General features: G+C 57.6%; 16 protein-coding genes. 2 read left to right on the top strand and 14 right to left on the bottom strand.

What is annotated here, in order from left to right:
• Nucleotides 1-2: 2 nt before the first annotated feature.
• From J6497_RS07790 to J6497_RS07800, 3 genes are all read right to left on the bottom strand, one after another.
• A complete protein-coding gene (locus tag J6497_RS07790; RefSeq protein WP_225703669.1) occupies nt 3-1,949 on the bottom strand; it encodes a type I secretion system permease/ATPase in 1,947 nt (648 codons plus the stop codon).
• 77 nt (nt 1,950-2,026) lie between these two features.
• Complete coding sequence (locus J6497_RS07795) at nt 2,027-4,771, bottom strand: Ig-like domain-containing protein (protein ID WP_225703670.1); 2,745 nt, start codon at nt 4,769-4,771, stop codon at nt 2,027-2,029.
• 778 nt (nt 4,772-5,549) lie between these two features.
• Nucleotides 5,550-6,572, bottom strand: a complete 1,023-nt coding sequence (locus J6497_RS07800) for a glycosyltransferase family 2 protein (protein WP_225703671.1) — start codon at nt 6,570-6,572, stop codon at nt 5,550-5,552.
• 555 nt (nt 6,573-7,127) lie between these two features.
• Between J6497_RS07800 and J6497_RS07805 the strand changes: the two genes are divergently transcribed.
• The gene (locus J6497_RS07805; protein WP_225703672.1) at nt 7,128-8,045 is read left to right on the top strand and encodes a hypothetical protein; all 918 of its coding nucleotides are present in this window, start codon (nt 7,128-7,130) and stop codon (nt 8,043-8,045) included.
• Nucleotides 8,046-8,247: 202 nt separating this feature from the next.
• On the opposite strand, the gene J6497_RS41520 is transcribed toward J6497_RS07805, so the two are convergent.
• The 4 genes from J6497_RS41520 to J6497_RS07825 form a co-directional block, all read right to left on the bottom strand.
• Entirely contained in the window at nt 8,248-9,603 is a 1,356-nt protein-coding gene (locus J6497_RS41520) for an O-antigen ligase family protein (protein WP_225703673.1), read from the bottom strand.
• Nucleotides 9,604-9,673: 70 nt separating this feature from the next.
• Nucleotides 9,674-10,399, bottom strand: coding sequence for a polysaccharide deacetylase family protein (locus J6497_RS07815; protein WP_225703674.1), 726 nt, complete (start codon nt 10,397-10,399; stop codon nt 9,674-9,676).
• Nucleotides 10,396-11,589, bottom strand: a complete 1,194-nt coding sequence (locus tag J6497_RS07820; protein ID WP_225703675.1) for a glycosyltransferase family 4 protein — start codon at nt 11,587-11,589, stop codon at nt 10,396-10,398. Before J6497_RS07820 ends, J6497_RS07815 begins: the two co-directional genes overlap by 4 nt.
• Before the next feature lie 33 nt (nt 11,590-11,622).
• Complete coding sequence (locus J6497_RS07825; RefSeq protein ID WP_225703676.1) at nt 11,623-13,143, bottom strand: class I SAM-dependent methyltransferase; 1,521 nt, start codon at nt 13,141-13,143, stop codon at nt 11,623-11,625.
• 261 nt (nt 13,144-13,404) lie between these two features.
• On the opposite strand from J6497_RS07825, the gene J6497_RS07830 reads away from it, so the two are divergent.
• Nucleotides 13,405-14,703, top strand: a complete 1,299-nt coding sequence (locus tag J6497_RS07830; protein ID WP_225703677.1) for a glycosyltransferase family 4 protein — start codon at nt 13,405-13,407, stop codon at nt 14,701-14,703.
• Nucleotides 14,704-14,778: 75 nt separating this feature from the next.
• Here J6497_RS07830 and J6497_RS07835 read toward each other — a convergent pair whose 3' ends face one another.
• The 7 genes from J6497_RS07835 to J6497_RS07865 all read right to left on the bottom strand — a co-directional run bounded on the left by J6497_RS07835 (nt 14,779) and on the right by J6497_RS07865 (nt 21,116).
• Nucleotides 14,779-15,918 carry a DegT/DnrJ/EryC1/StrS family aminotransferase gene (locus J6497_RS07835; RefSeq protein WP_225703678.1) on the bottom strand — a complete coding sequence of 380 codons (1,140 nt, stop codon included), beginning with the start codon at nt 15,916-15,918 and terminating at the stop codon, nt 14,779-14,781.
• 66 nt (nt 15,919-15,984) lie between these two features.
• Nucleotides 15,985-16,497 carry a glycosyltransferase gene (locus J6497_RS07840; RefSeq protein ID WP_225703679.1) on the bottom strand — a complete coding sequence of 171 codons (513 nt, stop codon included), beginning with the start codon at nt 16,495-16,497 and terminating at the stop codon, nt 15,985-15,987.
• Nucleotides 16,494-17,009 (bottom strand): glycosyltransferase family protein, encoded by a 516-nt coding sequence (locus tag J6497_RS07845; RefSeq protein WP_225703680.1) that lies wholly within the window; start codon nt 17,007-17,009, stop codon nt 16,494-16,496. Before J6497_RS07845 ends, J6497_RS07840 begins: the two co-directional genes overlap by 4 nt.
• Nucleotides 17,010-17,216: 207 nt before the next feature.
• Entirely contained in the window at nt 17,217-18,077 is an 861-nt protein-coding gene (locus J6497_RS07850) for a glycosyltransferase family 2 protein (RefSeq protein ID WP_225703681.1), read from the bottom strand.
• Between the two features lie 228 nt (nt 18,078-18,305).
• Nucleotides 18,306-19,343: an NAD-dependent epimerase/dehydratase family protein gene (locus J6497_RS07855; RefSeq protein WP_225703682.1), complete on the bottom strand. Its 1,038-nt coding sequence runs from the start codon at nt 19,341-19,343 to the stop codon at nt 18,306-18,308.
• A 29-nt stretch (nt 19,344-19,372) separates the two neighbouring features.
• Nucleotides 19,373-20,482, bottom strand: coding sequence for a DegT/DnrJ/EryC1/StrS family aminotransferase (locus J6497_RS07860; protein WP_225703683.1), 1,110 nt, complete (start codon nt 20,480-20,482; stop codon nt 19,373-19,375).
• Nucleotides 20,483-20,597: 115 nt separating this feature from the next.
• A complete protein-coding gene (locus J6497_RS07865; RefSeq protein ID WP_225703684.1) occupies nt 20,598-21,116 on the bottom strand; it encodes an acyltransferase in 519 nt (172 codons plus the stop codon).
• Nucleotides 21,117-21,134 lie beyond the last annotated feature (18 nt).

Genomic DNA, 21,134 nt, shown 5'->3' on the forward strand with positions numbered 1-21,134 from the left:
CGCTACCTGGCGATCCATTGTCCGCCTCCCTGTCCGTCTGCCACCACCCTGAGCGGCGCTGTCGGTCGCAGCACCTTCTTGAGCACCTCCTCTTTCGGCCCGAAGGACTGAAGTCTTCCTTCGCCGATCACCAGAACATGGTCGACCGCTTCAAGCGCCTTCGGCCGGTGCGCAACCACGGCAACGATGCCGCCGCGGTTACGGACATTCAGGATAGCTTCCGTAAGCGCCTCTTCGCCTTCGGAATCGACATTCGATGTCGGCTCATCAAGCACCACCAGGAAGGGATTGCCGTAGAGCGCCCGGGCGAGCCCGATGCGCTGCCGCTGACCGGCGGACAGGGCCATTCCGCCTTCGCCGACCTTGGTGGCATAGCCATCCGGGAGCGAAAGGATGAGGTCATGCGCACCGGCTGCCTGAGCGGCATCCAGCACCCCCTTCGACGTTGCCTGAAGATCGAACCGCGCAATATTGACAGCAATACTGCCCTCGAACAGCTCGACGTCTTGCGGCAGATAGCCGATACACTTGCCAAGCTCGTCCGGTGACCACTGTTCGAGCGCCGCGTTGTCGAGCTTGATCTTGCCGCGCAGCCGCGGCCAGACACCGACCAGCGCACGAACCAGCGTCGATTTGCCGGATCCACTGGGACCGATAATTCCGACGGCCTCGCCGCTTTTCAGCTGAAACGAGAAATCGGACAGGGTCAGCTTCTCCGATTCCGGGGGCGCCACATAGAGCTGCTCCACCACGAGCGCCTCTTTGGGAGCGGGCAATCCGAGACGCGCAGCCTCATCAGGCAGGAGCTTCAGCAATCGATCCAACCGATGTGCAGACTGCCGGGCGCCAATGAATCCCTTCCAATTCGCGATAGCCATTTCCACGGGGGCGAGCGCCCTCGCGGTCAGGATCGAGCCAGCGATGATGATGCCGGCAGTCGATTCCTGGTTGATGACGAGAGCCGCGCCGACAGCAAGAACAAGCGACTGCAAAAACGAGCGAAAGAACTTCGAAAGCCCGCCCAGTCCGCTCGCAACGTCGCTCGCCTGCTCATGCGCCGAGAGGTACTTGCTGTTGACATCCTGCCAACGCAGCGCCGCCTGTCGCCTCATCCCCATTGCCTGCAGGACCTCGGCGTTTCGTCGCCCCTCTGCGGCAAGTGCGTTGCGCACGATGCCGAGGCGCGAGGACGCCCTCGCTGGACCACGCGTTCGTGTCTCGGTCAGGATTGTAATTCCGATCAGCACCAGCGCGCCGACCAGCGCGGTCACGCCGATCCAGAAATGGAACAGGAAGCAGATGCCGAGATAGATCGGCATCCAGGGCAGATCGAAGAGCGCGGTCGGCCCCCCGCCGGACAAGAAGCTGCGGACCTGATCGAGATCGCGCAATGGCTGCATGCCATCACCGTCGCCGCGCGTCTTGAGCGGCAGCCGCACAACCGCATCGAACACACGAAGCCCGAGCCTCTCATCGAAGTAACGCCCGATCCGAACGCTGATCCGGCTTCTGACCAGGTCGAGACCGCTCTGGAACAGATAAAGCACCATCGCCAGCACCAACAACGCAACCAGCGTCGGGATGCTGCGACCGGGCAGCACCCGGTCATAGACCTGAAGCATGAAGAACGAGCCGGTGAGCATCAGGAGATTGCTCAGGCCGCTGAAGGCGGCAAGGCTCCAGAATATCCGGCGGCACGAACTTAGGAATGCCGATATCTCGGATTGCGGCTCATCATAGGGGTTGGCAGGACGAGGCGGATGGGCAAATAGCCGCGCTCGCACGACCTCGACCGAACGCTCTCCCAACCTGGTCAGCTCTCGCGACGATGATCGCGCCCGCTCTGCCAGAAGCCCCAAGGCGGCGACAAAGATCGCCCATCTCGATACTTCTATTTGATCAACACCCGCCGGCGGGAAGGCATCTCCCCGCCGTCCAAAGTCAGTCATGACACGTCCCCTAACATGCGCCGTGGAGATTAATCTCCACGGCGCTGAATGTTCTTCGCTTTATTGCGCCCCTTCGCTTACGCGAAATGGAAGTCGTGACTCTGAAGTGAACTAAGCTTCGTGTTCTTCAGCGTGAGTGAATCATCTCCGGTCGAAATGACGACGTCCTGCCCGACCTGCGAAGCGTGGTTGAGAACGCTGGCAAAGTCGCTGAACGCGCTCTTGCTGAACTGGATCGTGTCGTGCGAACGCCCGTAAGCATCGAAATCCTTGATGACATCCTTACCGAAATTCGCAGCGAACACGAACGTGTCTGGGTGACCGTTGCCGACGAACAAGTCGTTGCCCGATGTGCTCGTCAACGTATTGCTACCGTTCGAGCCAAGGATCGCGCTACCCGAACTGGCCGTTGTGTGACCGGTACTGTCGACCCCCACCGCTTTGAACGAGTGCACGGTGTTGGATACGGCAGACGTGCTCGTGAAGCTCCAGTTACCGTCGGCACCGGCAGTCGTCGTCCCGATGTACGCCTTGCCGTCGTACATCTTGACTTGGCTGAATGCATCAGCGGTGCCTTTCATCGTAACTACATTGCTCGAGCTCGTGGTGAGCGAACTGAAATTCACCGCTGAAGCTGGAGCGGTTGGGGTTGTCGGGGTCGTCGGCGTTGTGCCCGGAACACCGATGGTGTGATCCCCGTTGAGATCCTGATGGAAAATAGTCTCGTACGATTGGACCGTTGTGCCGTTGGCAGCAAGAGCTACGCCGTGCGTCGGGTAGAACTTGAAGTTGCCCTGACTATCCGTAGTCCAGAAGGTGAACTGCCCGCTTGCGTCTTTCCACGCAACATCGTAGCCGCCGCCATCCAGCTTGACTGAGCTGATTGGAGTCCAGCCATCGAATTGGCCGGCTGTCACAGCGGCGCCGTGATATTTCAGCTCGGGGCCGTTACTTCCGAGGAAATAATTGTTGCCGACCTCGACAAGGCCAGTCAATCCAGACGGTGTGGTCGATCCACCACCGATCACCGGATGGAAGGCCTGCGACGCGGCGCTGACATTGCCCGCAACGTCCGTTGCCGTGGCCATGAGGTCGTGAGTCCCGTTCGACAGAGCGCTGGTGGTGACGCTCCAGCTCCCGTTCGTCCCCGCCGTGGCGGTACCGACGACATTCGACCCGTCATAGACCTTGACAGTGCTGCCAGCCTCGGCCGTTCCAGACACCTGCACGTGGTTGGTATCGACAACAGAGTTCGCCTTCAACGCCGGCGCAGTCGGCGCCTTGGTGTCGATGGTGATGGCAAGCGCTGCGGACGTCGCGCTGCTGGCTCTTGCTGTCGTACCTGTGCTGCCAGCCGTGGCTGTGAAACTGTGAGCACCGTCCTGCAGCGCCGCAGTGGTCAGGCTCCAGTTGCCATTGGCGTCGGCCTTGACCGATCCGAGCTGAGTGTTGCCATCGAACACCTTGACGGTCGCGTTGGCCTGGGCCGTGCCCTTAAGTGTCAGCGTGTTGTCGTTGGTAACGTTGTCGCCGGCCTTCCCACTATCGTTCGAGAAGGAAACGATCTTGGGCGTCCCGGAAGGCTGCGTCGGCGGCGTCGTCGGGCTACCGATCACCGGATCGACCACCTGCGAGGCAGCACTGACATTGCCGGCAACGTCCGTCGCCGTAGCCGTCAGGTTATGAGACCCGGCCGACATGGCGTTAGTGATGATGCTCCAGGTACCATTGGCGGCCGTCGTGCCGGTGCCGACCAGGTTCGTCCCTTCATAGACCTTGATCGTGGTGTCCGCCTCTGCGGTCCCGGACAAGAGCACTTTGTTCGTGTCGACGACGGAATCGCTCTTCACGACCGGGGTGGTCGGCGCGATATTATCGACTGTGACCGTGAGAGCGGCAGATGCGGCGCTGGTCTGACCGCTCGCATTGGTGGCCGTTGCCTTCAGCACGTGCTGGGCATTGGTCAGCACCGACGTGATATACTCCCAACTCCCGCTCGCATTCGCAGTGGTCGTACCGATCTGCTTCGTGCCGTCGTAGATCTTGACGGTACTATTTGCCGCAGCGGTCCCCTTCAACTGAAGCGTGTTGTCGCTGGTAACGCCGTCGTCGACTTTTCCGGTGTCGTTCGAGAAGGAAGCGATTATCGGTACATCCGGCGCGCTCGGAGGCGTGCTTGGAGCTCCGCCTTCCACTGGAAACGGGGGTGAAATAAGAGCACCCGGAACGAGTTCACCATTCACGATTGTTGCGGTGCGTACGTTTTCCCACTGAGTGATGTGTATTTTTGCATTGACTTGCTGAAGGAGAAAGTCGTCATACCCAAACGGTCCGACGAAATAAACGTCTTTCATGGACACGTAGATATCGTCCGAATCTGCGGCGATACGCAAACCGTACGGGCCACCCTGAAACACCACGTTATCAAAAGTGAATGTCCCGCTGTAATCGTCGGCGATGAACATCCCGGCAGTTGCAGCAGTATTGTGTGACACAATCGTCGAGTTTTTGATGGTTACATTGCCGGTGCTGCCAGGAGCATAGGCCTGAATTCCATCGGCATGATCACTCCCCTGCCCGGTCGTTTCAATGTACGAATTGCTAATGGTGATATCCCCACCACCCCCAATGCGCACACCTTCCCTTGCGTCAATACGAACATGGTCGAGGGTGAACGAGCCAGCGCCTCCGACGGCCGCCTCGCCGCTCATGTCGGTAACACTCTTATATGAAAGGGTCCCGCCATCTTGGAGCCAGGTCGAACCCGCATTAGTAACCCCGCTAAACAACGGGTCATTCCAGCTCAGAGGAATGGCTGCCATCTAATTTTCTCCTGGTAGCTTCTATCTAGTTTGTCCCCAGGCACGTGCCCAATTCGAATTCCCCGAGCAACGATACCCAATGCGACTCTGCTGGCGCAGCGCCGATGGATTCGTTCTGGTCATTAGCAGAGGCTTTTTTGGGACGACATCACGGCCCGCCCAAGGTGATCTTTAGCCACTCTGGTCAAAAAGTCTCTCCGTACGAATTCGCTCGCGCACCTGCTTAATGTGCTCGAAAAGTCACGCAAAGAAAATATCGTCATTTTCGGCACCGCGACCGTAGCCTCAGCGTAAAGCGCGACAATTTCGGTGCAGTTAATTTCATTGCGAAAATATCGCGTTTTCTGGCAGTTCTTGCGCACAGTAAATTTCAAATAAAGGCATTTAATAAGAATCCATATTTGGATAATATCACTTTGATTTTCTCGTAATGGTCGGGTCGCAACCCCTTGAATCCAGGCTATTGCATGTAATTGCAGTTCGACCATCCGCCCGGCTCGAATCAACCCAGCCCGCTAATTTGAAGGCTGCCCTAATCGTCAAGGAAAGACGATAAAATTGTCGGCGTTGAGGATCAATAATCGTCGCCGGATACCTCTGCCGAGGCGCTTCGCCGTTTGGAAAGCACCATTCCACCCGCCCCAGATCCGTGGCGCGATTTACGCCCGAGTGCCGCAGGCCGACATCAGAGCGACCGCCGAATGACGGCGAAGCCTCCGCGTCTCGAACTGTTCAAACCTGCGGCTTTACTTAGATCTGATTGGGATCGGCGCGCCGATCAACCGATCTGCTGCGGCCCGGGCGCCGCACCCGGCCGCCCTGTCTTGCCTTTTGCACCGTCCAGCAGACCCACAAAAGCGACTCTCCCGGCCGACAGCGAGCCCTTGAGCATATATCGCGCTACGAACAACAGACCGACTCCGAAATGACAGATCCAGCGCCATCCCGCAAAGCGCCGAGCATACAGAATGCTGTTGCGGGCAGACAGATAGATCGAGAGATGCGAGCGCTTCTCGAGGGCAACGGCAGATCCGATGGTCGTACCTCCAATGTGGCGAATAATGGCTTTGCTCGCGAAGCCGATGCGGTGCTTTCCTCGCCGGCGTCCCCAATCCAGATCTTCCATATAGAGGAAATATTCCTCGGCCATGAGACCGACGTCTTCGACGAACGCTCGCGTTGCCAGAACACACGCGCCGCTTACTGCATCGATCCTGGCAATATCCTCGGCCGACGGTGCACTGCCGGCTGGCGCATTCCTTCCTACGGCAATGACACGGCCCGTCATAGGAGACCAATGCAGTCCGTAGTTGATAACCTTCTCGGGACTGTGGTCGAAAACCAAGCTTCCGCCAACCATGCCGAATCCCTCAGCAGACTTGGCAATTAATTCCGATAGGCCGCGGCTATCCACTTCGGTATCAGGATTCAGTACAAGCACTGAACCCCAGTCGGAGACGCCTAGTAATGGCTCAAGCCACGCGTTGACGCCGCCTCCATAACCGAGGTTCTCTGTCGCAAGCCCAACTCGGACGACATTCGCGCGCTTCTGAAATCGACATTTCGCCACTGAGACCAGCCGCTTCTGTGGCTCGTCAAGAGTGTTCGACGCATCAGAAGTTCGTTGCAGCGTTCGATCGGGTCCCACAAGCGCAGCCAGCAATCGCCCGTAGGCTGCTTCCCCGCCATTTTCGCAAATGAAGACCTCGAAGTGATCCCAATCCGAACGAGCGAGCGACTTCAAGCAACGATCGACATCATCTGCATTGCAGTATGAGACGATGATAACGGCAAGTTTCACGCTAGCGGTCGACATAGCCCAGACACCTTCCTCCCTTGCTGTCGACACCGGCGAGCGACGTCGGCCACGAACGCTTGTGCAACGTTTGAACGCCGCCTCAGCGCCCCGCCCCAAAGCAGAAGCCGCGATCCACTCATGCACACCGGGCTCGGCAAGGGGCGCGGGCGGATGACTATAGCGGCTGCAGCGGCTGCGGTTTTTCGACCTCATTCTATCGGAGAAACGCGATCTGTTCACATCGCCTCCACGTGGTGCTTATCGCCGTTACCTGAGACGTGGGCCGGGGAGCGTTTCTTATGAATGCACGATTTATTGACAATTCAATGCAATCTGCCACAATACCCGTTATAATTGCTATCCACCAGAGATGAATATTAGGAATATTTTTCGATCAGAAATATAATCTTGATAAAATTCTCCAGCAAAATGTTCAGTTTGTCAGCGAGCGGGTGCGGTTCGAGCGGCGAAGCGCAACGAAGGAGACACCGTGCTGGCGTGACGAAGCAAACGGACCAGCTAGAGAAATTTGCCGGAAGATCCGCCTTAGGAGCTTTCATGCGCAACCTGATGACGCTGGCCCTACTGCCGGCAGGCGCCGTTGCAGCCCAACTGATACTTGCCTCGACGAGGATTGAGTCTGCTGAATTGACGTGTCGTAATTTCTCGAGCGCAGTACGCTTGAGCGATACGCGGGCTGATAAGGCGCCGGAGGCCTGCCCTAGTGGCGCCTTGGTGGCTCCCGGGCAAGTATTCGAGATGCGCCCGAATGGCTATCGGATTGGTGCTGCGGTGCGTGTTGCAGTCGATCCTGCTCCGACACCGGACCGTGCGCCCGATCCGGTGTCAAACTTGGCCGGCGTTCCGTTGAGCTTTGACGATCCCGTCTATGCCAACGTCAAGAGCGGCACGAGCCGTATCATGTTGTCGTCGGGCTCGTCACGAACGGACCTGTCGATCGTTGAGAACTCAGGGGAGCCGACGATTACCTGCGATGGCTCTTGCAGCCTTACGCGGGTTCGCATTCAGTCCCGCGAAGGCGTTCGCTGCCTCGGCGGCGATATCAATCTGACGTGGGTCTATATTACGGCTACCGGGATCGACAGTGACCACGCGGATGGGTTGCAGTGCTACGCCCCTGGTTCTACAGGCACTGTCACAGTCACGAATTCGACGTTCAAGATGGCCGGGGCAACTACCGCGGGTTACTTCTCGGCCGATAATTGGCACGGCTCACATGTTTTCGAAAACGTATTGTTCGAGGGCGGCAATCACGGACTTCGTATACCGGCGGACGGCGGCTCGTCGGTGAGCCTGAAGAACGTCTACTTCGTGCATGGCTCCTTCCGCTATGGGCCCTTCCTATTCGACGTGGTCAAGGGCCAGCGTATAAAAATTGCGCAGTGGGAGAACGTGCGCTGGGCGAGCTGGAACGGCGATCAGCTCGTTCTCGGGGAGTTCATCCCACGACCGTAGGGGGATTGCTGACCGGACAACGCACGAGCCTCCGCATTGGGTCGAAGCATCGCTTACTGGTAGAATGTACCCTCGTTTCGCCATCAATTAATGTTTGCAGGGAGGCATTGCCGCGAGCGCCCTCGCGGAGAGCGACGTGTAGCGGCCTCGATCGATCAATGAAACCCAAATGTAATTGCGTCGGGTGGGGAAGCAAACATCTTCACAGGTTGAGACGAGTTACCGAGCGGGAATGCAAGTTCTGCGCGGCGGAGCGGGCAGGAGCAATTCCGTTCCGTGCATCAAACATCCACATGCCGCTGCCGAGCAGGAACATAAGCAAGACGTAAGGACCGTCCCACAGGTGGACCGTGCAGATGGACAGGGCTAGTCCGCAAAGGGTGATAATGAGACCCTTTCGGCATTGCGCCACCTCGAACGAGAGGTCCTTCAGCCGTCCCAGACCAAAGCAAACCGAAAGAAAGCCGCCCGCCATGAATAAAAGGCCGGGCACGCCGTAGCGGACGGCAGTGACCAACCAGAAATTGTCCATGCTGCCGCCCATCCACTCTGGACGCTCCCAATCATTTAAGCCAATCCCAAAGATAGGATGCTGCATCACTGATTGAGTACCGTAGTGCCAGATGTGCACGCGCATGTACGAAGTGTCAGCGTTGAACGTCAGATACGAGATAAAGACATCGAACGCGGTACGATTCGAGCTGAGTTCGACCGCACAATAGGCGGCAATTGCAATTGTAGCCAATATTCCCCAACGTCTAGTCAGGCTCGCCGTGACCTTGTCCCAAACGATCAACATTGCCTGGGCGATAACCGACAGGATGGCGCCCGAGGAAAGGGAGGAGACGACCGCCATTGCCACAAGACCCGCGCTTAATCGACCTCCTAGGCGCGTGCCGGCACCAAATACATAAAAGCTCAACGCGAACGCACTTGAACAAACGACACCAAACAGAATGAAGTGTTCGAAGGTACCCTGAGCTCGTCTAAGTCCGTATCTCGCCTCACTGCCAACGATATCGTAAACGGTGAATATCTTGCCGAGCAATTCGATCAGGATCGGCGAGCCTGCGACATTCTCATAGACAGCGAACGGCAAAAGAAAAAGGACCATAAACACGAGAGCTCTGACCATGCGCTGGAATGCCAAGACATCTCGAATGTATCGCCTTGCGAAAAGAAATGTACCGAACGTCTCTATGACGAATATGCCTGCAGATTGCAGCCCCTTGTCGACGCCGTGCTGAGTCACCAACACGACTGCGCCCCACGTAGCCGCCAAAAACATCAAAATGTCCGGCAGCCGTGTTCGGCCGATTGATCCAGATAACCACGCTATCAAACACGGAACGAAGGTTATTACCAGCATCAGCCGGTAGGGAGACAAGCGCGTCGGACCGAGATAGAAAATAACCGGTACGGCCAACGAGAAAACGAAGATTGGAACAAGCGGGGAGGCCTTGTGGCTCCGCGTCAGCCGCGCCGCTGCGATTTGTCCACCCGTGGAAGGTAGCGTCCTCCCAACCTCACGAGACGCTCTTCCTGCAATGCTTTGCACCCTGCCCTCCAGGAGTAAATGTCGTCCTCGCCGCCTCGAAGCAAGCGCGAGATGGTCGGCGGATGACGCGCTATCGATACCGCCAGCGCATCAATTGGCGATAAAGTCCCAAGTTTGTGCTGATCCTCCAAGCAAGGCCGCGCATCGCATCCGGATCAAGCAAGTGCTGGCGCATGTACTCTGCATCCATGTTGTTCGTCAGACAAAGGCGAGAATAGAGAAAGGGTTCGAATCCGCCATGATACCCAAGCTGGATTGTAAAGAGGTGCGTATAGCCGGCCTTCAGAGCTGCGTCCCAAACCCGTCGGGAAAAGCGCCCATATGGGAAGGCAAACAGTGTAACCGGCTGCCCAAGACGGTTTTCCAGTATCGACTTCGACATCGTAAGCTCACGATCGAGTTCGACATCCGAGACGGTGGTCAAATCGATGTGGGCCATGCCATGCGAGCCAATCGCAACGCCGCCGCTGCCAAGTTCCGCGATCATGTCCCAACTCATACGTCCCGGCAGGCCCACAAAATCTACCGGGATAAAGGACATGAAACCCGGAATTCGATTGGTTCTCACGTAACGAGCATAGACATGCGTGTAGTCGGAAAGAAATCCATCATCGAACGTAAGCAGGATCGTACCGGTGCGACTGGCATTCGGATCGGGGCAATGCTCTAAAAATCTCTGAGGCGAGATCAGCCTATCGCCGCAAAGTGCAAGATGCGTATCGAACGTTTCATGCGTCAGACACCATGCGTTCGAAGGCGAGGCTTCAGCCAACTCGTGATAGTTCAGTACAATCATAGGGTCTGTATCAGATCTGAGACACGCCGGCTCCACGCCCGCCAGTTCAGGCGGGCCTCGAAAGCGTCGCGGCTCGATCGTTTCAGGCGTGCCAATCGGTCCGCGTCCGCAAAGGTCTCGGCAATGAGCGTTGCATAGTCCGCCTTTGTCGCATCCGGCGGCAACAAGATGCCTGTCTCCCCATCGCGGATAGCGCCAGGCACGCCACCAGTGGCCGGCGCAATGCTCGGCACGCCATGGGCCGCCGCTTCACAAAACACGATACCGTAGCAATCTGCCCGGGTAGGCAATAGGAAGAAATCAGCGTCGCGGTAGAGTTGATCCAGTCGGTTGCGCTGTTCGCGATTGTTCTTGTCGAGGTAAGGGATAATCGTCAAGCCGTCCTGGGCGACAGGCTCGGGCGGAGTGCATCCGCAGATCACGAGCTCCGCCTCTACGCCCCTGCCCCTTAGTTCAGCGAGAGTTTCGACCGCGACGTCTGCACCCTTCTCCTCCCAGTTGGCGCCGATGAAGAGGAGCCGGCATGGACCCGGCTTGCGGCACTCAAACACGGAAGTACGATCGGGTGGTTCTTCGAGGTTGGCTCCCCAAGGAATGACATGCACGCGCGCAGGGTCGGCGCCGTAATCCCTAATCGCCGATTCGGCGGCCCATTCCGAAGGGTAGAGAACCAGATCTGCCCGCGCGATCGTACTGCGTTCCAGGCGTTCAGCAATCTCCCGAGCGGCGCGGGACAAATTCCGATAGTTTGGATGGTAATTCTCGACGAGGCGAAAGGTCGCGTCGGACGCATAGACGAGAGGAACACCGTCGGGCACACTCCAGGCAAAGGTGGATCCAGCCGGCGCGAAGACGATATCGGGCGAGAGAGCGCGGATTTTTCGTGCCGCATCCGCTGCATACTGCGCAACGACAGGCGCCGCATGGAATGGGGAAAGGCTGCGCCTGCGAAGGGTACGGCAGAATTTGGAATACGCCTTATATAGAGGAAGGATCGGTGCGCTCAGCGGACCGATATTGACCACCTTGTGACCTTCATTTGCGAGGCATTTCGACATATGAAATGGGGTACCGGACCAGAACCTAACCTCGCTCGCATCACCGATCGTGGCGAATGCAATGCGCCGTGGTGCCTGCCTGCCGGTGACGTGGCTCTGATTCATTTGGTCCCTTAGAGAAAACTCGGCCATTACGCAGGGTCGTCAGTTCACGAGTTCCTCGGATCAGGTAGCACCCGAAATACCCGGTTCGCGCATTGACCGGGATGCAAGCTGACTGCGTTCATCCGGCAGCCGTCTTGCCGACACGACAATGGATGTTGCAAGCGAGACCGCGAACGACGTCGGGAGAAAGTCACCGACCGCGGATGCGATCCTACCGAACGTGCTTGTTTCCTGACGATTCCGGATTCCAATCGTCCGATCTACTTTCATGCCAGACTCGGCGCACCAGCGCCTCACATGCCGAACTGTGCTGAAATGCACCCCGGTCGATGAGTAGCTCCTTCCAAGCCGAAGAACGGGTATATCCCGGAACGTCTGTCGGATGGTTCGAAGAGACAGCATGCTCGGGCTTTGAATGATCACGGTCGAGTTATCAGACAGGCAATCCTTCAACCTGGACAACGCTGTTGCGGGATCGCGTGCAAGGTGCAGGACGTTCAAGCACAGAACGCAATCGAACTTTTCCCCCTTCGTAAGCGCCGCAATCTCGTCGATATCTCCATAAATCATTTCTACGCCACGCGCGGCGGCGCCCCTGGACACGACGGGATCCAATGGCACTGCGACGACTCGCAATCCTCGGTCGAGTAGTGCCTTTTCCGTCGCTCCCGATCCGCATCCGATCGACAAGACATTGCGCGCCGTTCGCGGAATTGCAGAAATGACGTCTTCACTAACAGGCTCGTAGTAATCCTTGGAGTAAAGCCCGCGCGGCAACTTCGTCTCAGTATTGAACGCCGGACGTGGCGTCTTCCACCATTGGGCAATCCCGACCAGCGCCTCGGTCTGATCTCTCAGTTCGGCCGCCGTGATGCCGACCCGGCCGACATATTTGTTGGATAAGTGATGCACGGTGAAGTCGTCGATATGAGAAACCGGAACGAATTTCTTCAACCCACATTGCGTGTATGGGTCCGTCGCCGCAGTGCAGAGAAGGTCGTACTTTTCCTGGTGGGGATCCACTAGGAAGCCTCCTGACTGAATGGCCATCCTGAGCTGCGTCCGTGTAAGCACGTAGCAAGCAGCATGCTCGTTAGTGAGATGCGCGAGCGTATAGGGGCCTCTGGGGCGGACCGAGGCAGGCTCCCAATGGAAATTTTCATGAATATCGGGATAGCTCTTCTCGCCGTTGGTGCCCTCTTCTATTCGCAAGAACCCAGCAATTTCATCGTGTCGAAGCGCCGAGCTGACATCCACGAAAGCCCGAAGGTTCCTTTCGGTTATGAGGATGTCGTCTTCGGAATAGATAAACAGGTCGTATTTGTCGGCACGCTCGGCAAACAATTTCTTGTGCGCAAAGGGTAACGACCAGGGATTCTTGTTTGGAATTCCTACGCGGCAATCAACGCCTAGGGTGGACTTGTCGATATTCGAAACAACGACGATGTCGATGTCGAATGGCATGGACCGGTATTCACGAATCAATCGCTCCAGGTACCGGTCATTGGAAGTGCCATAACTCGCCAGCGCTACGAGAATGCTGAGCGGTGCCTTCCGGTCATTCTGATCAAGCGCCGTCATTGTCGAAATCGTCCCTTTTCAAAACCGGACTGCGACCGGCCTAGGCGCCGCCAACCAGTTCTGGCAGCGCAGCAATTATTATTTAATAGTATAATCGAAGGCCGATTGATTTACTTCCAAAAAATATAATTATATCGATAATTTTAATACCAGCATTAATATGACCGGAAAGCCAATGGGCGGCCCGGTGAGTTTGTTCCTGTTCATCGTTGCGGACAAGTCCGGCTGACCAGGCATCCGCGAAAAAAGGACAAGATCGGTATGAAGGTGCTTCTCTACCCTCATTCCATGGAAGTCGGGGGATCACAGCTCAACGCTATACAGTTAGCTGGATCGATCCGTGACCGAGGGCACGAGGTGATCGTTCTTTCCGAGGCAGGCCCTCTCGTGGAGCGGGTGAGAAAAATGGCTCTCGAACATATCGAGCTCCCCCAGCATTGGGGACGGCCATCTCCGAAAGTGATCCGTATGATCGGCCATCTCGTGCGGCAACGCCGGATCGACGTGGTGCACGGGCATGAGTGGCCACCTATCATCGAGGCATTCCTCAGCAGTGGGATATCCCGCCGTACTGCTGTCGTAGGAACCGTGATGTCGATGTCTGTGGCGTCTTTCCTGCCCCGCAACGTACCATTGACTGTGGGAACCGAATTCATCCGCCAGGCAGCGATTGCCGCCGGGCACCGGCGCGTCGAGCTGCTGGAGCCACCAGTGGATACGAAAGCCGACAACCCATCCATCGACGGGCAGAGCTTTCGTGCCCAGCACGGCGTCCAGCCGCATGAGGTCCTTATTGCCATAGTTTGCCGGCTGGTGCCTGACCTCAAGCTCGAGGGTCTGCTGTCGGCATGCGACGCGGTTCGCGAGCTGGCGGTCGCGGGCCATCGGGTGCGGCTGGTGATCGTCGGTGACGGCCGGGCGCGCGGCGATGTGGCTAGACGTGCCACCGAGGTCAACGCGTCTGCCGGCTACCAGGCTGTGTTGATGATAGGCGAGATGGCTGACCCCCGTCCTGCCTATGCCGCGGCGGACATCATCCTCGGCCAGGGCGGTTCGGCACTGCGAGGAATGGCCTTCGGGAAGCCTCTTGTGGTTATCGGCGAGGAGGGCTTTAGCGAATTGGTGACGCCGGAAAGTGCGTCGATCTTCCTGCGGCAGGGATGGTATGGTCTTGGATCTGGTTCGCTCGGGGCGGGGCCATCGGCGCTGCGCATGGCGCTTGGGCGGCTCGTCAGGTCGCCGGAGCTGCGTTGCGAGTTGGGGATCTTTGGCCGCCGACTGACTGAGCGGCGATTTAGTCTGGATCATGCGGCCGAAGTCATCGAGAACCTGTATACGTCCGCAATAGATAACCCTGCACCATTTGAGCGTGTGCTTTCGGACGTCGCCCATGTCATCGCCGGAGTGTTCGGCAATAAAATCGAGCGAAGGTATCAACGGTGGATTGGCAAGGCGCCGACTGACGACAGCAACGCGCGCAATCTCATCGCCGCGATCCTTGCAAACGGTAAACGCGGCGAGATGTTGCCTTCGCCAAGCGAACGAGCAGGCACCAACTAGCAGAATATACCAGCCGCTGCACCACGGTTCACTCGGACGGCGACGTCACTGCAGCAAAAAGAAGCGGAAAGATTCTCAGTACCCTAGCTGGGATCTCAACGCCTTCGCGACACGCACTTGATCATCCTCGACCATCTGTGCGTAGATCGGTAGCAGGATCGAGTGATCTTGCGCGAGTTCGGATTGACGCAAATCGTGGCGCTGCTTATTGCTCGCGTAAGGCGCCTCGCGATGCGCACACATGATACCGCGCCGTGTCGCAATGCCTTGATCGAGAAGGTTCTGCATCACCGTTCGCTGATCGACCCGGTCCGGAAGACGGACGCAATAGCTCTGCCAATTCGAGCGGGCCCACTCCGGCTCGTGCGGCAGCTTCAATCCTTCCAAATTGCCCAGCAACTCGCTATAGCGGGCCGCGAGCGCGCGCCGGCGCGCGATCAGATCAGGAAGCCGTCCAAGCTGCTTTCGCCCGATCGCAGCCTGCATATCGGTCATCCGGTAGTTGAAGCCTACGAAAAGGTAGTTCTCGAAAATGACTTGCGGTGAGCCGTGCCGCACGGTGTCAGGCACGTCCATTGCATGCTGACGCCAGAGTCTAAGCTTGCGATCCTGATCGGAATCGGACGTCGTTAGCATTCCGCCCTCGCCTGTCGTAATGACCTTGCGAGGGTGGAAGGAGAAGCAGGTCATTGCGCCGTGCGGCCTACCGATCAAATCCCACCTACCATCGATGTTGATCTGGCTTCCGATCGCGCAGGCGGCATCTTCGATCAGACCAATGCCGTGGCGGTTTGCCAATGCGAGGAGCGAGGTCAGATCGCAAGGCATGCCCATCTGGTGGACGGCCAGAATTGCTCGCGTGCGTTCGGTAATCGCGTCAGCGACGCATTCCGGATCGAGGTTGTAGGTGGCGGGATCGATATCGACGAAAACGGGCGTCGCGCCGCAGTAGCGGATACTATTGGCGCTTGCAATGAAGGAGTGGCTGGCCGTGATGACTTCATCGCCTGGCCCTACATTCAAGGCAAGCAACGCAAGGTGCAGTGCAGTCGTGCAGTTTGACACCGCACAGGCGTGTGGCGCGCCAACCAATGCGGCAAACTCGCGCTCAAAGGCGGCCACTTGGGGCCCTTGGGATATCCAGCCGGATAGCACGGCCTCGCGTGCCGCGTCGGCTTCGGTCTCGTCGAGACACGGTTTTGCGATCGGGATCATGAAGCCAACGCCTCTTGTCTGCAGGAGATATCGACGTTTCTGGTTCCCAACATTTCCATTTCCCGCCTACAAAGAAGCATTTCTACTCTCGGAACGAAACTGTCCGCTTTCGATAAATGTCCGAATCGTGGAGATAAGGTCTGGTGATGCCTGTGCACTGAGCCGCTCGGTCTTGTCGAAGACCTGAAGTTGATCCAGCTTGTCGACCAATTCCTGTTCTGTGAAGGCAACCGCGATGCGGCCTTGCTGAGCGAACCGCTTTGCGGTCGCGAGTTGATGGTCATTGCGGTGCTCTCCAAGACTCGCCCGACGAGGCATGACTATGATCCGCTTTCCAAGCTCGAGAGCGGTAATAATAGAGCCCATGCCGGCATGGGAAATCACAAGGCTTGCCGCTTCGACTCGGTTCCGGAACTCGGTCGGGTCGATAAAGCGCTCGGTACGGATGTGCTCGGACTGGTAGTCTGATGGGCCCGTCTGCGCGAAGACATCAGCTCTTCCATTCACTCCGGCCCACCTGTCAACCGTACTGATCAAACGGTCAAACTGTCCCTGCGTCCCGACTGTTGCGAAAATCATAACACCGAGCCTATGTAATGAGGACCATCAGGTCGAGCCAAGTGGGGCCATTGAGTCAACCAGAGGTCGGCGCAGCGGCCGATTCGGTCTCCCGACATCGAGAGCTGCTCGACGTTAGCGATGCTGTCGAGCCAGATCGTGCGCGCACCCATCATTCGTCCGAACCGCAGCGCCAAATAGCCCGGAGCAGCACCTGTCGAAACCACGATGTCTGGCTTTTCATTCCAAATGATCCATGCGAGTTGGCACGCCGACTTCAACAGCGCAAATTTGGTCCAGCGATTGGCGTCATTGACCACGTAGAATTTATGGTCAGATACCTGCGCGCGATACGACTGATGGACGGTGACGAAGGTGACTTCGCAATCCTCGAAAGCGCGTTTAATTCGCAACAGTTGCACCCAATGCCCCCCGCCCGATGAGACGGCTAGCAATTTCGGGCGAACGCTGCGCGACTGCGGCATGCTGTTATTCAGCAACGTCTGGCGGCTAACGACCGGGATCCGAATCATCAGCTGGTCTCCTAACACGCTGCAAGACTCGCAAGCGCCCGACTGCGAGACGGATTGGGCAACTCGAGGCCCTGCATCACTGGATTTAATTTCAATATTTTTAAATGTCACGTTATTTATACCAAGCTGTTTTTAAATGTTTACCTATTTAAAATCAAGATATTTATCTGGGCGTCCGAATCACCGATGTGAACACGCAGTTGCAGTTCATTTGACTGAATCTGCGGAAAGTGGCTCACGAGAAGTCTCGTCGCGTTGCCAATGGTAAGCTCCACCTCGGGACGCCAGGGTCGCCCTGCACCGGGCAACGATGTTGACGTAACAATAGATCAATAGTCCGGGCCAAAGATGAGGCTCTCTGAACAGCGCAAAAAGCGCCCGATTATTGGCCTCCCCTTTCTTGACGCGCAGTTCGGGGAAGCGCTGGAGAACCTCGAACGTTCCCCTGTGGACGCGAGTTCTGACCGCAATCAGCTGCCGAACAGAGCGTGGGGGAAATACCGTGGACCTCACGCAGGGCAATGTCTCCCGCTCCCCTGGTCCGAACTGAAGGCGAACATACGTGTCATCAGCAATGACGTCTGGAAACTGGCCGAATCGTCTGCGCCCCGCTTCAGATAGAGCGTAGACGCCGGACCCGCCGATTCCCTCGCGCGAAGATGGCAGTCGTGATCGAATTCCGTAGTATCTGCGGACCAGCCAAGAACACCTCGCTAGATCGACATCGGCGGTAGGTGCCACCACCAAAACGTCACCTAGCTCGAGGCGTTTTGCCAGAGCTCGAATAGCGTCAAGCGAAAGAACAATGTCGGCATCAGCATAAATCCGAGGAAACCCGCTTGAGATTTGATCACCGAGATTAAGTGCGTGACTTTTGCTTGCGATATCCGATTCGACAACACGGACGGCCGGATTGAAGCCCTGGGCGACACTCGCAGTGTCATCCGTACACCCATTACAGACGACGACCACGCTAATCTCGTCCGAAGCCGGGTCGGTGATCCACTGGCTCAGCGTCCGCGCAATCACGGAACTCTCGTTGTGGGCCGGAACGACGATCGAAATCATGGCTGGCCGGGTCGGAAGATCAAATTGGGTACATCTTTGAGGCTGTCATAGGTCATCAGTCTCATGGCAGTCCTTCAACCTCACAGGGCCATAACCTTGCGCTGGCGTAGGGAGAGCCAGCGCGGCCAAATTATGCTCGGAGGTGGCGCCTGCCGGCCTTGTGAGATTGAGCGCGACAGCACAGCCGCATCCGCCCTTCATCGGCAAGCAGCGGCAGTGCGATCGGCATCACGATGCCACCGCTTCTTTCTGACGGACCGCGAACGATCCGCGTTCGTCTCGCCACCATTTCACAAGATCTGCCAGTCCGTGTTCGAGTGTCACGCTCGAGCGAAAGCCGAGCAGGCGGTCCGCATTTGCGGTTGAGGCCAGACGCCGCGGTACCGGATTGACCGAGCGCTCCGGCGCGAATTCCGGCGTCAGGTCGCGATGCCCCATGACAGAAGCAAGCGCCGTGGCGAGCTGCAACAAGCTGGTTTCGGTACCGCTCGCGACATTGAACACCTGGTCCGTGACCTTCGCTTTTGCGCCCAGAATGTTGGCGCGAGCAACATCTCGAACGTGGATGAAATCCATCGTCTGCTGGCCATCGCCGAAGATGATCGGTGGCAGGCCGGCTTCCAGCCGCTCCATCCAGCGAATCAGCACCTCAGTGTAGCGGCCATGGATGTCCATGCGTTCGCCATAGACATTGAAATAGCGGAATGCGACGTACTCGAGCCCGTGCATGTCATTGTAGGTGCGGAGCAGCCCTTCGTTGAAGGCCTTTGCCGCCCCATAGAGGGTGCGGTTGTCGTATGGATTCTGCCGTTCCGTCGTAGGAAACTCCTCCGCCATGCCGTACACCGATGCAGAGGAGGCCGCGATGATCTTTTCGACATCGTGCTTGACGCACAATTCGAGCAGATCGAACGTCGCGTCGACCATGACTTCCATGGCCAAGCGCGGCTCGGCGGCGCAGTGGGTGATGCGGAGTGCCGCTTGATGAAAGACGATGTCGGCCGCCTGCACCAGCGCTGCCATGAGCTTGCCATCGCGGATATCGCCGTGGACGAGGCGCACTGGACCGCGCGAGGCAGCGTGCCGAAGATTTTCTGGCCGTCCTCTCACCATGTTATCAAGCGCAACGATTTCGAGGCACCCTTCGTCGCACAGCAGGTCAATGATGTGCGAGCCGATAAAACCCGCTCCACCCGTAACCAGAATGCGTTTCCCCTTTAGATCAGCCAAGATGCTCTCCTCTTTGTTGGCTCGGCAAGCCGACATGCAAGACGTGCTGCTTCGACCGAGATGCCTTAAGCGGCCTCGACCAGTGCGGCCTTCTGCAGCTGAGCAACAACGTCCGAGATCTGGCCAGTCTGCAATTCCGGATAAATCGGAAGCGATAGAAATTCATTTGCCAGTCGTTCCGTGACGGGAAAGTCGCCGGCGCGATAGCCAAGATTCGCGTAGGCCTTCTGCAGATGAACAGGAACGGGGTAGTGAATGCCAACTCCAATCCCGCCATCGTGCAGAAACTTCAGCGCGTCATCACGCCGGGGGAGCCTGACCGCATAAACGTGATAGACATGCCGGCTGTGCATCGGTGCCCGCGGGGTCCCGAACGGAAATTCCGCGAGCATACGATCATATTCCGTGGCCACCGCCCGGCGCGCCTCTGTCCAGGATTCAAGGTGGTCCATCTTGACGTTCAGGACCGCGCCCTGAATACCGTCCATGCGGAAGTTGTAGCCTGGGACAACGTGATTGTACTTGGATTCCTGCCCCCAATCGCGGAGCAGCGAAATTCGTCGGGCGAGGTCCGGGTTGTTGGTAACAACCGCCCCGCCCTCGCCGTATGCTCCCAGATTCTTGCCTGGATAGAAGCTGAAGCAGCCGAGGTCTCCGACGGAGCCCGCACGGCGACCTCTATATTCGGCGCCATGCGCCTGCGCCGCGTCCTCAATGATGACAAGCCCGTGGCGGCGAGCGATTTCCATGATCGGGTCCATGTCGGCCATCAGTCCGTGCAAGTGCACCGGAAGGATCGCCTTCGTTCGCGGCGTGATCGCAGCCTCGATCAACGCCGGGTTCATGGTCCAGGTGACGGGATCGACATCGACGAAGACTGGCTTGGCCCCGCTGTACAGGATCGCTGCGGTCGTAGCGACGAATGTCATCGACACCGTGATCACTTCGTCGCCCGGTCCGATGTCAGCGGCGAGCAGCGCAAGGTGCAATGCCGATGTTCCGCTGTTGACCGCACGACAGTGATCGACCATGCAATAGGCTGCAAAGCGATCCTCGAAGGCGGTGACCTCCGGCCCCAGGACAAACTGGGCACTCTCGATGACGCGGGAAACCGCGACATCGATTTGTGGCTTAATCGTGCGATATTGAGCTTTCAGATCCAGAAAAGGTACCAAGACGCTGTCCTCTTGGGTCAGGCCGACCCATAAATATATTTAAATCATTTATTCACAGTCACATTAAATCATACAATCAGCGTGATTAAAATAGTCGACCGTCCAATATTTAGATTTAATCCGACGATCGATTAACGGAGGGCAGCGCCGTTGCCGTGTGACGCGCTTCATCGGACGATATGAGCCGCGCTGGCACCCCGGCGACGACCACCCGCGGCGGAACGTCCTTCGTCACCACCGCGCCAGCGCCGACGATAGCTCCGGCGCCGATCGTGACACCGCAGAGAATAGTGGCGTTGGAGCCGATGGACGCCCCTCGGCCGATGCGGGTAGGCTCCACCTTCCAATCCGCGGGCCCCTGGGGCTGGCCGTCCGCGGTAGTTGCTCTCGGATATTTGTCGTTGGTGAACATCACTCCATGGCCGATGAAGACCTCGTCCTCAATGGTCACGCCCTCACAGATGAAGCTGTGCGAGGAAATCTTGCAACGCGAGCCGATGTTCGCGCCCACCTGGACTTCGACAAAAGTTCCGATCCGGGTCTCGTCCCCGACAGAGCATCCGTAGAGATTAACGAGATCCGGATGGAATATTCGGACGTCCCGACCGAGTTGCACGTCCTTGGCAATGGGCATCACACCTTCTCCTGAGCG

The organism is Bradyrhizobium cenepequi (assembly GCF_020329485.1).
GTDB classification, from domain to species: Bacteria; Pseudomonadota; Alphaproteobacteria; order Rhizobiales; family Xanthobacteraceae; genus Bradyrhizobium; species Bradyrhizobium cenepequi.

Excerpts from the sequence above, each read along its gene's own strand:
- J6497_RS07790 (WP_225703669.1), bottom strand. The coding sequence starts at position 1,949 with ATGACTGACTTTGGACGGCGGGGAGATGCCTTCCCGCCGGCGGGTGTT.
- J6497_RS07795 (WP_225703670.1), bottom strand. The coding sequence starts at position 4,771 with ATGGCAGCCATTCCTCTGAGCTGGAATGACCCGTTGTTTAGCGGGGTT.
- J6497_RS07805 (WP_225703672.1), top strand. The coding sequence starts at position 7,128 with ATGCGCAACCTGATGACGCTGGCCCTACTGCCGGCAGGCGCCGTTGCA.
- J6497_RS07815 (WP_225703674.1), bottom strand. The coding sequence starts at position 10,399 with ATGATTGTACTGAACTATCACGAGTTGGCTGAAGCCTCGCCTTCGAAC.
- J6497_RS07820 (WP_225703675.1), bottom strand. The coding sequence starts at position 11,589 with ATGGCCGAGTTTTCTCTAAGGGACCAAATGAATCAGAGCCACGTCACC.
- J6497_RS07825 (WP_225703676.1), bottom strand. The coding sequence starts at position 13,143 with ATGACGGCGCTTGATCAGAATGACCGGAAGGCACCGCTCAGCATTCTC.
- J6497_RS07830 (WP_225703677.1), top strand. The coding sequence starts at position 13,405 with ATGAAGGTGCTTCTCTACCCTCATTCCATGGAAGTCGGGGGATCACAG.
- J6497_RS07835 (WP_225703678.1), bottom strand. The coding sequence starts at position 15,918 with ATGATCCCGATCGCAAAACCGTGTCTCGACGAGACCGAAGCCGACGCG.
- J6497_RS07840 (WP_225703679.1), bottom strand. The coding sequence starts at position 16,497 with ATGATTTTCGCAACAGTCGGGACGCAGGGACAGTTTGACCGTTTGATC.
- J6497_RS07845 (WP_225703680.1), bottom strand. The coding sequence starts at position 17,009 with ATGATTCGGATCCCGGTCGTTAGCCGCCAGACGTTGCTGAATAACAGC.
- J6497_RS07850 (WP_225703681.1), bottom strand. The coding sequence starts at position 18,077 with ATGATTTCGATCGTCGTTCCGGCCCACAACGAGAGTTCCGTGATTGCG.
- J6497_RS07855 (WP_225703682.1), bottom strand. The coding sequence starts at position 19,343 with ATGTCGGCTTGCCGAGCCAACAAAGAGGAGAGCATCTTGGCTGATCTA.
- J6497_RS07865 (WP_225703684.1), bottom strand. The coding sequence starts at position 21,116 with ATGCCCATTGCCAAGGACGTGCAACTCGGTCGGGACGTCCGAATATTC.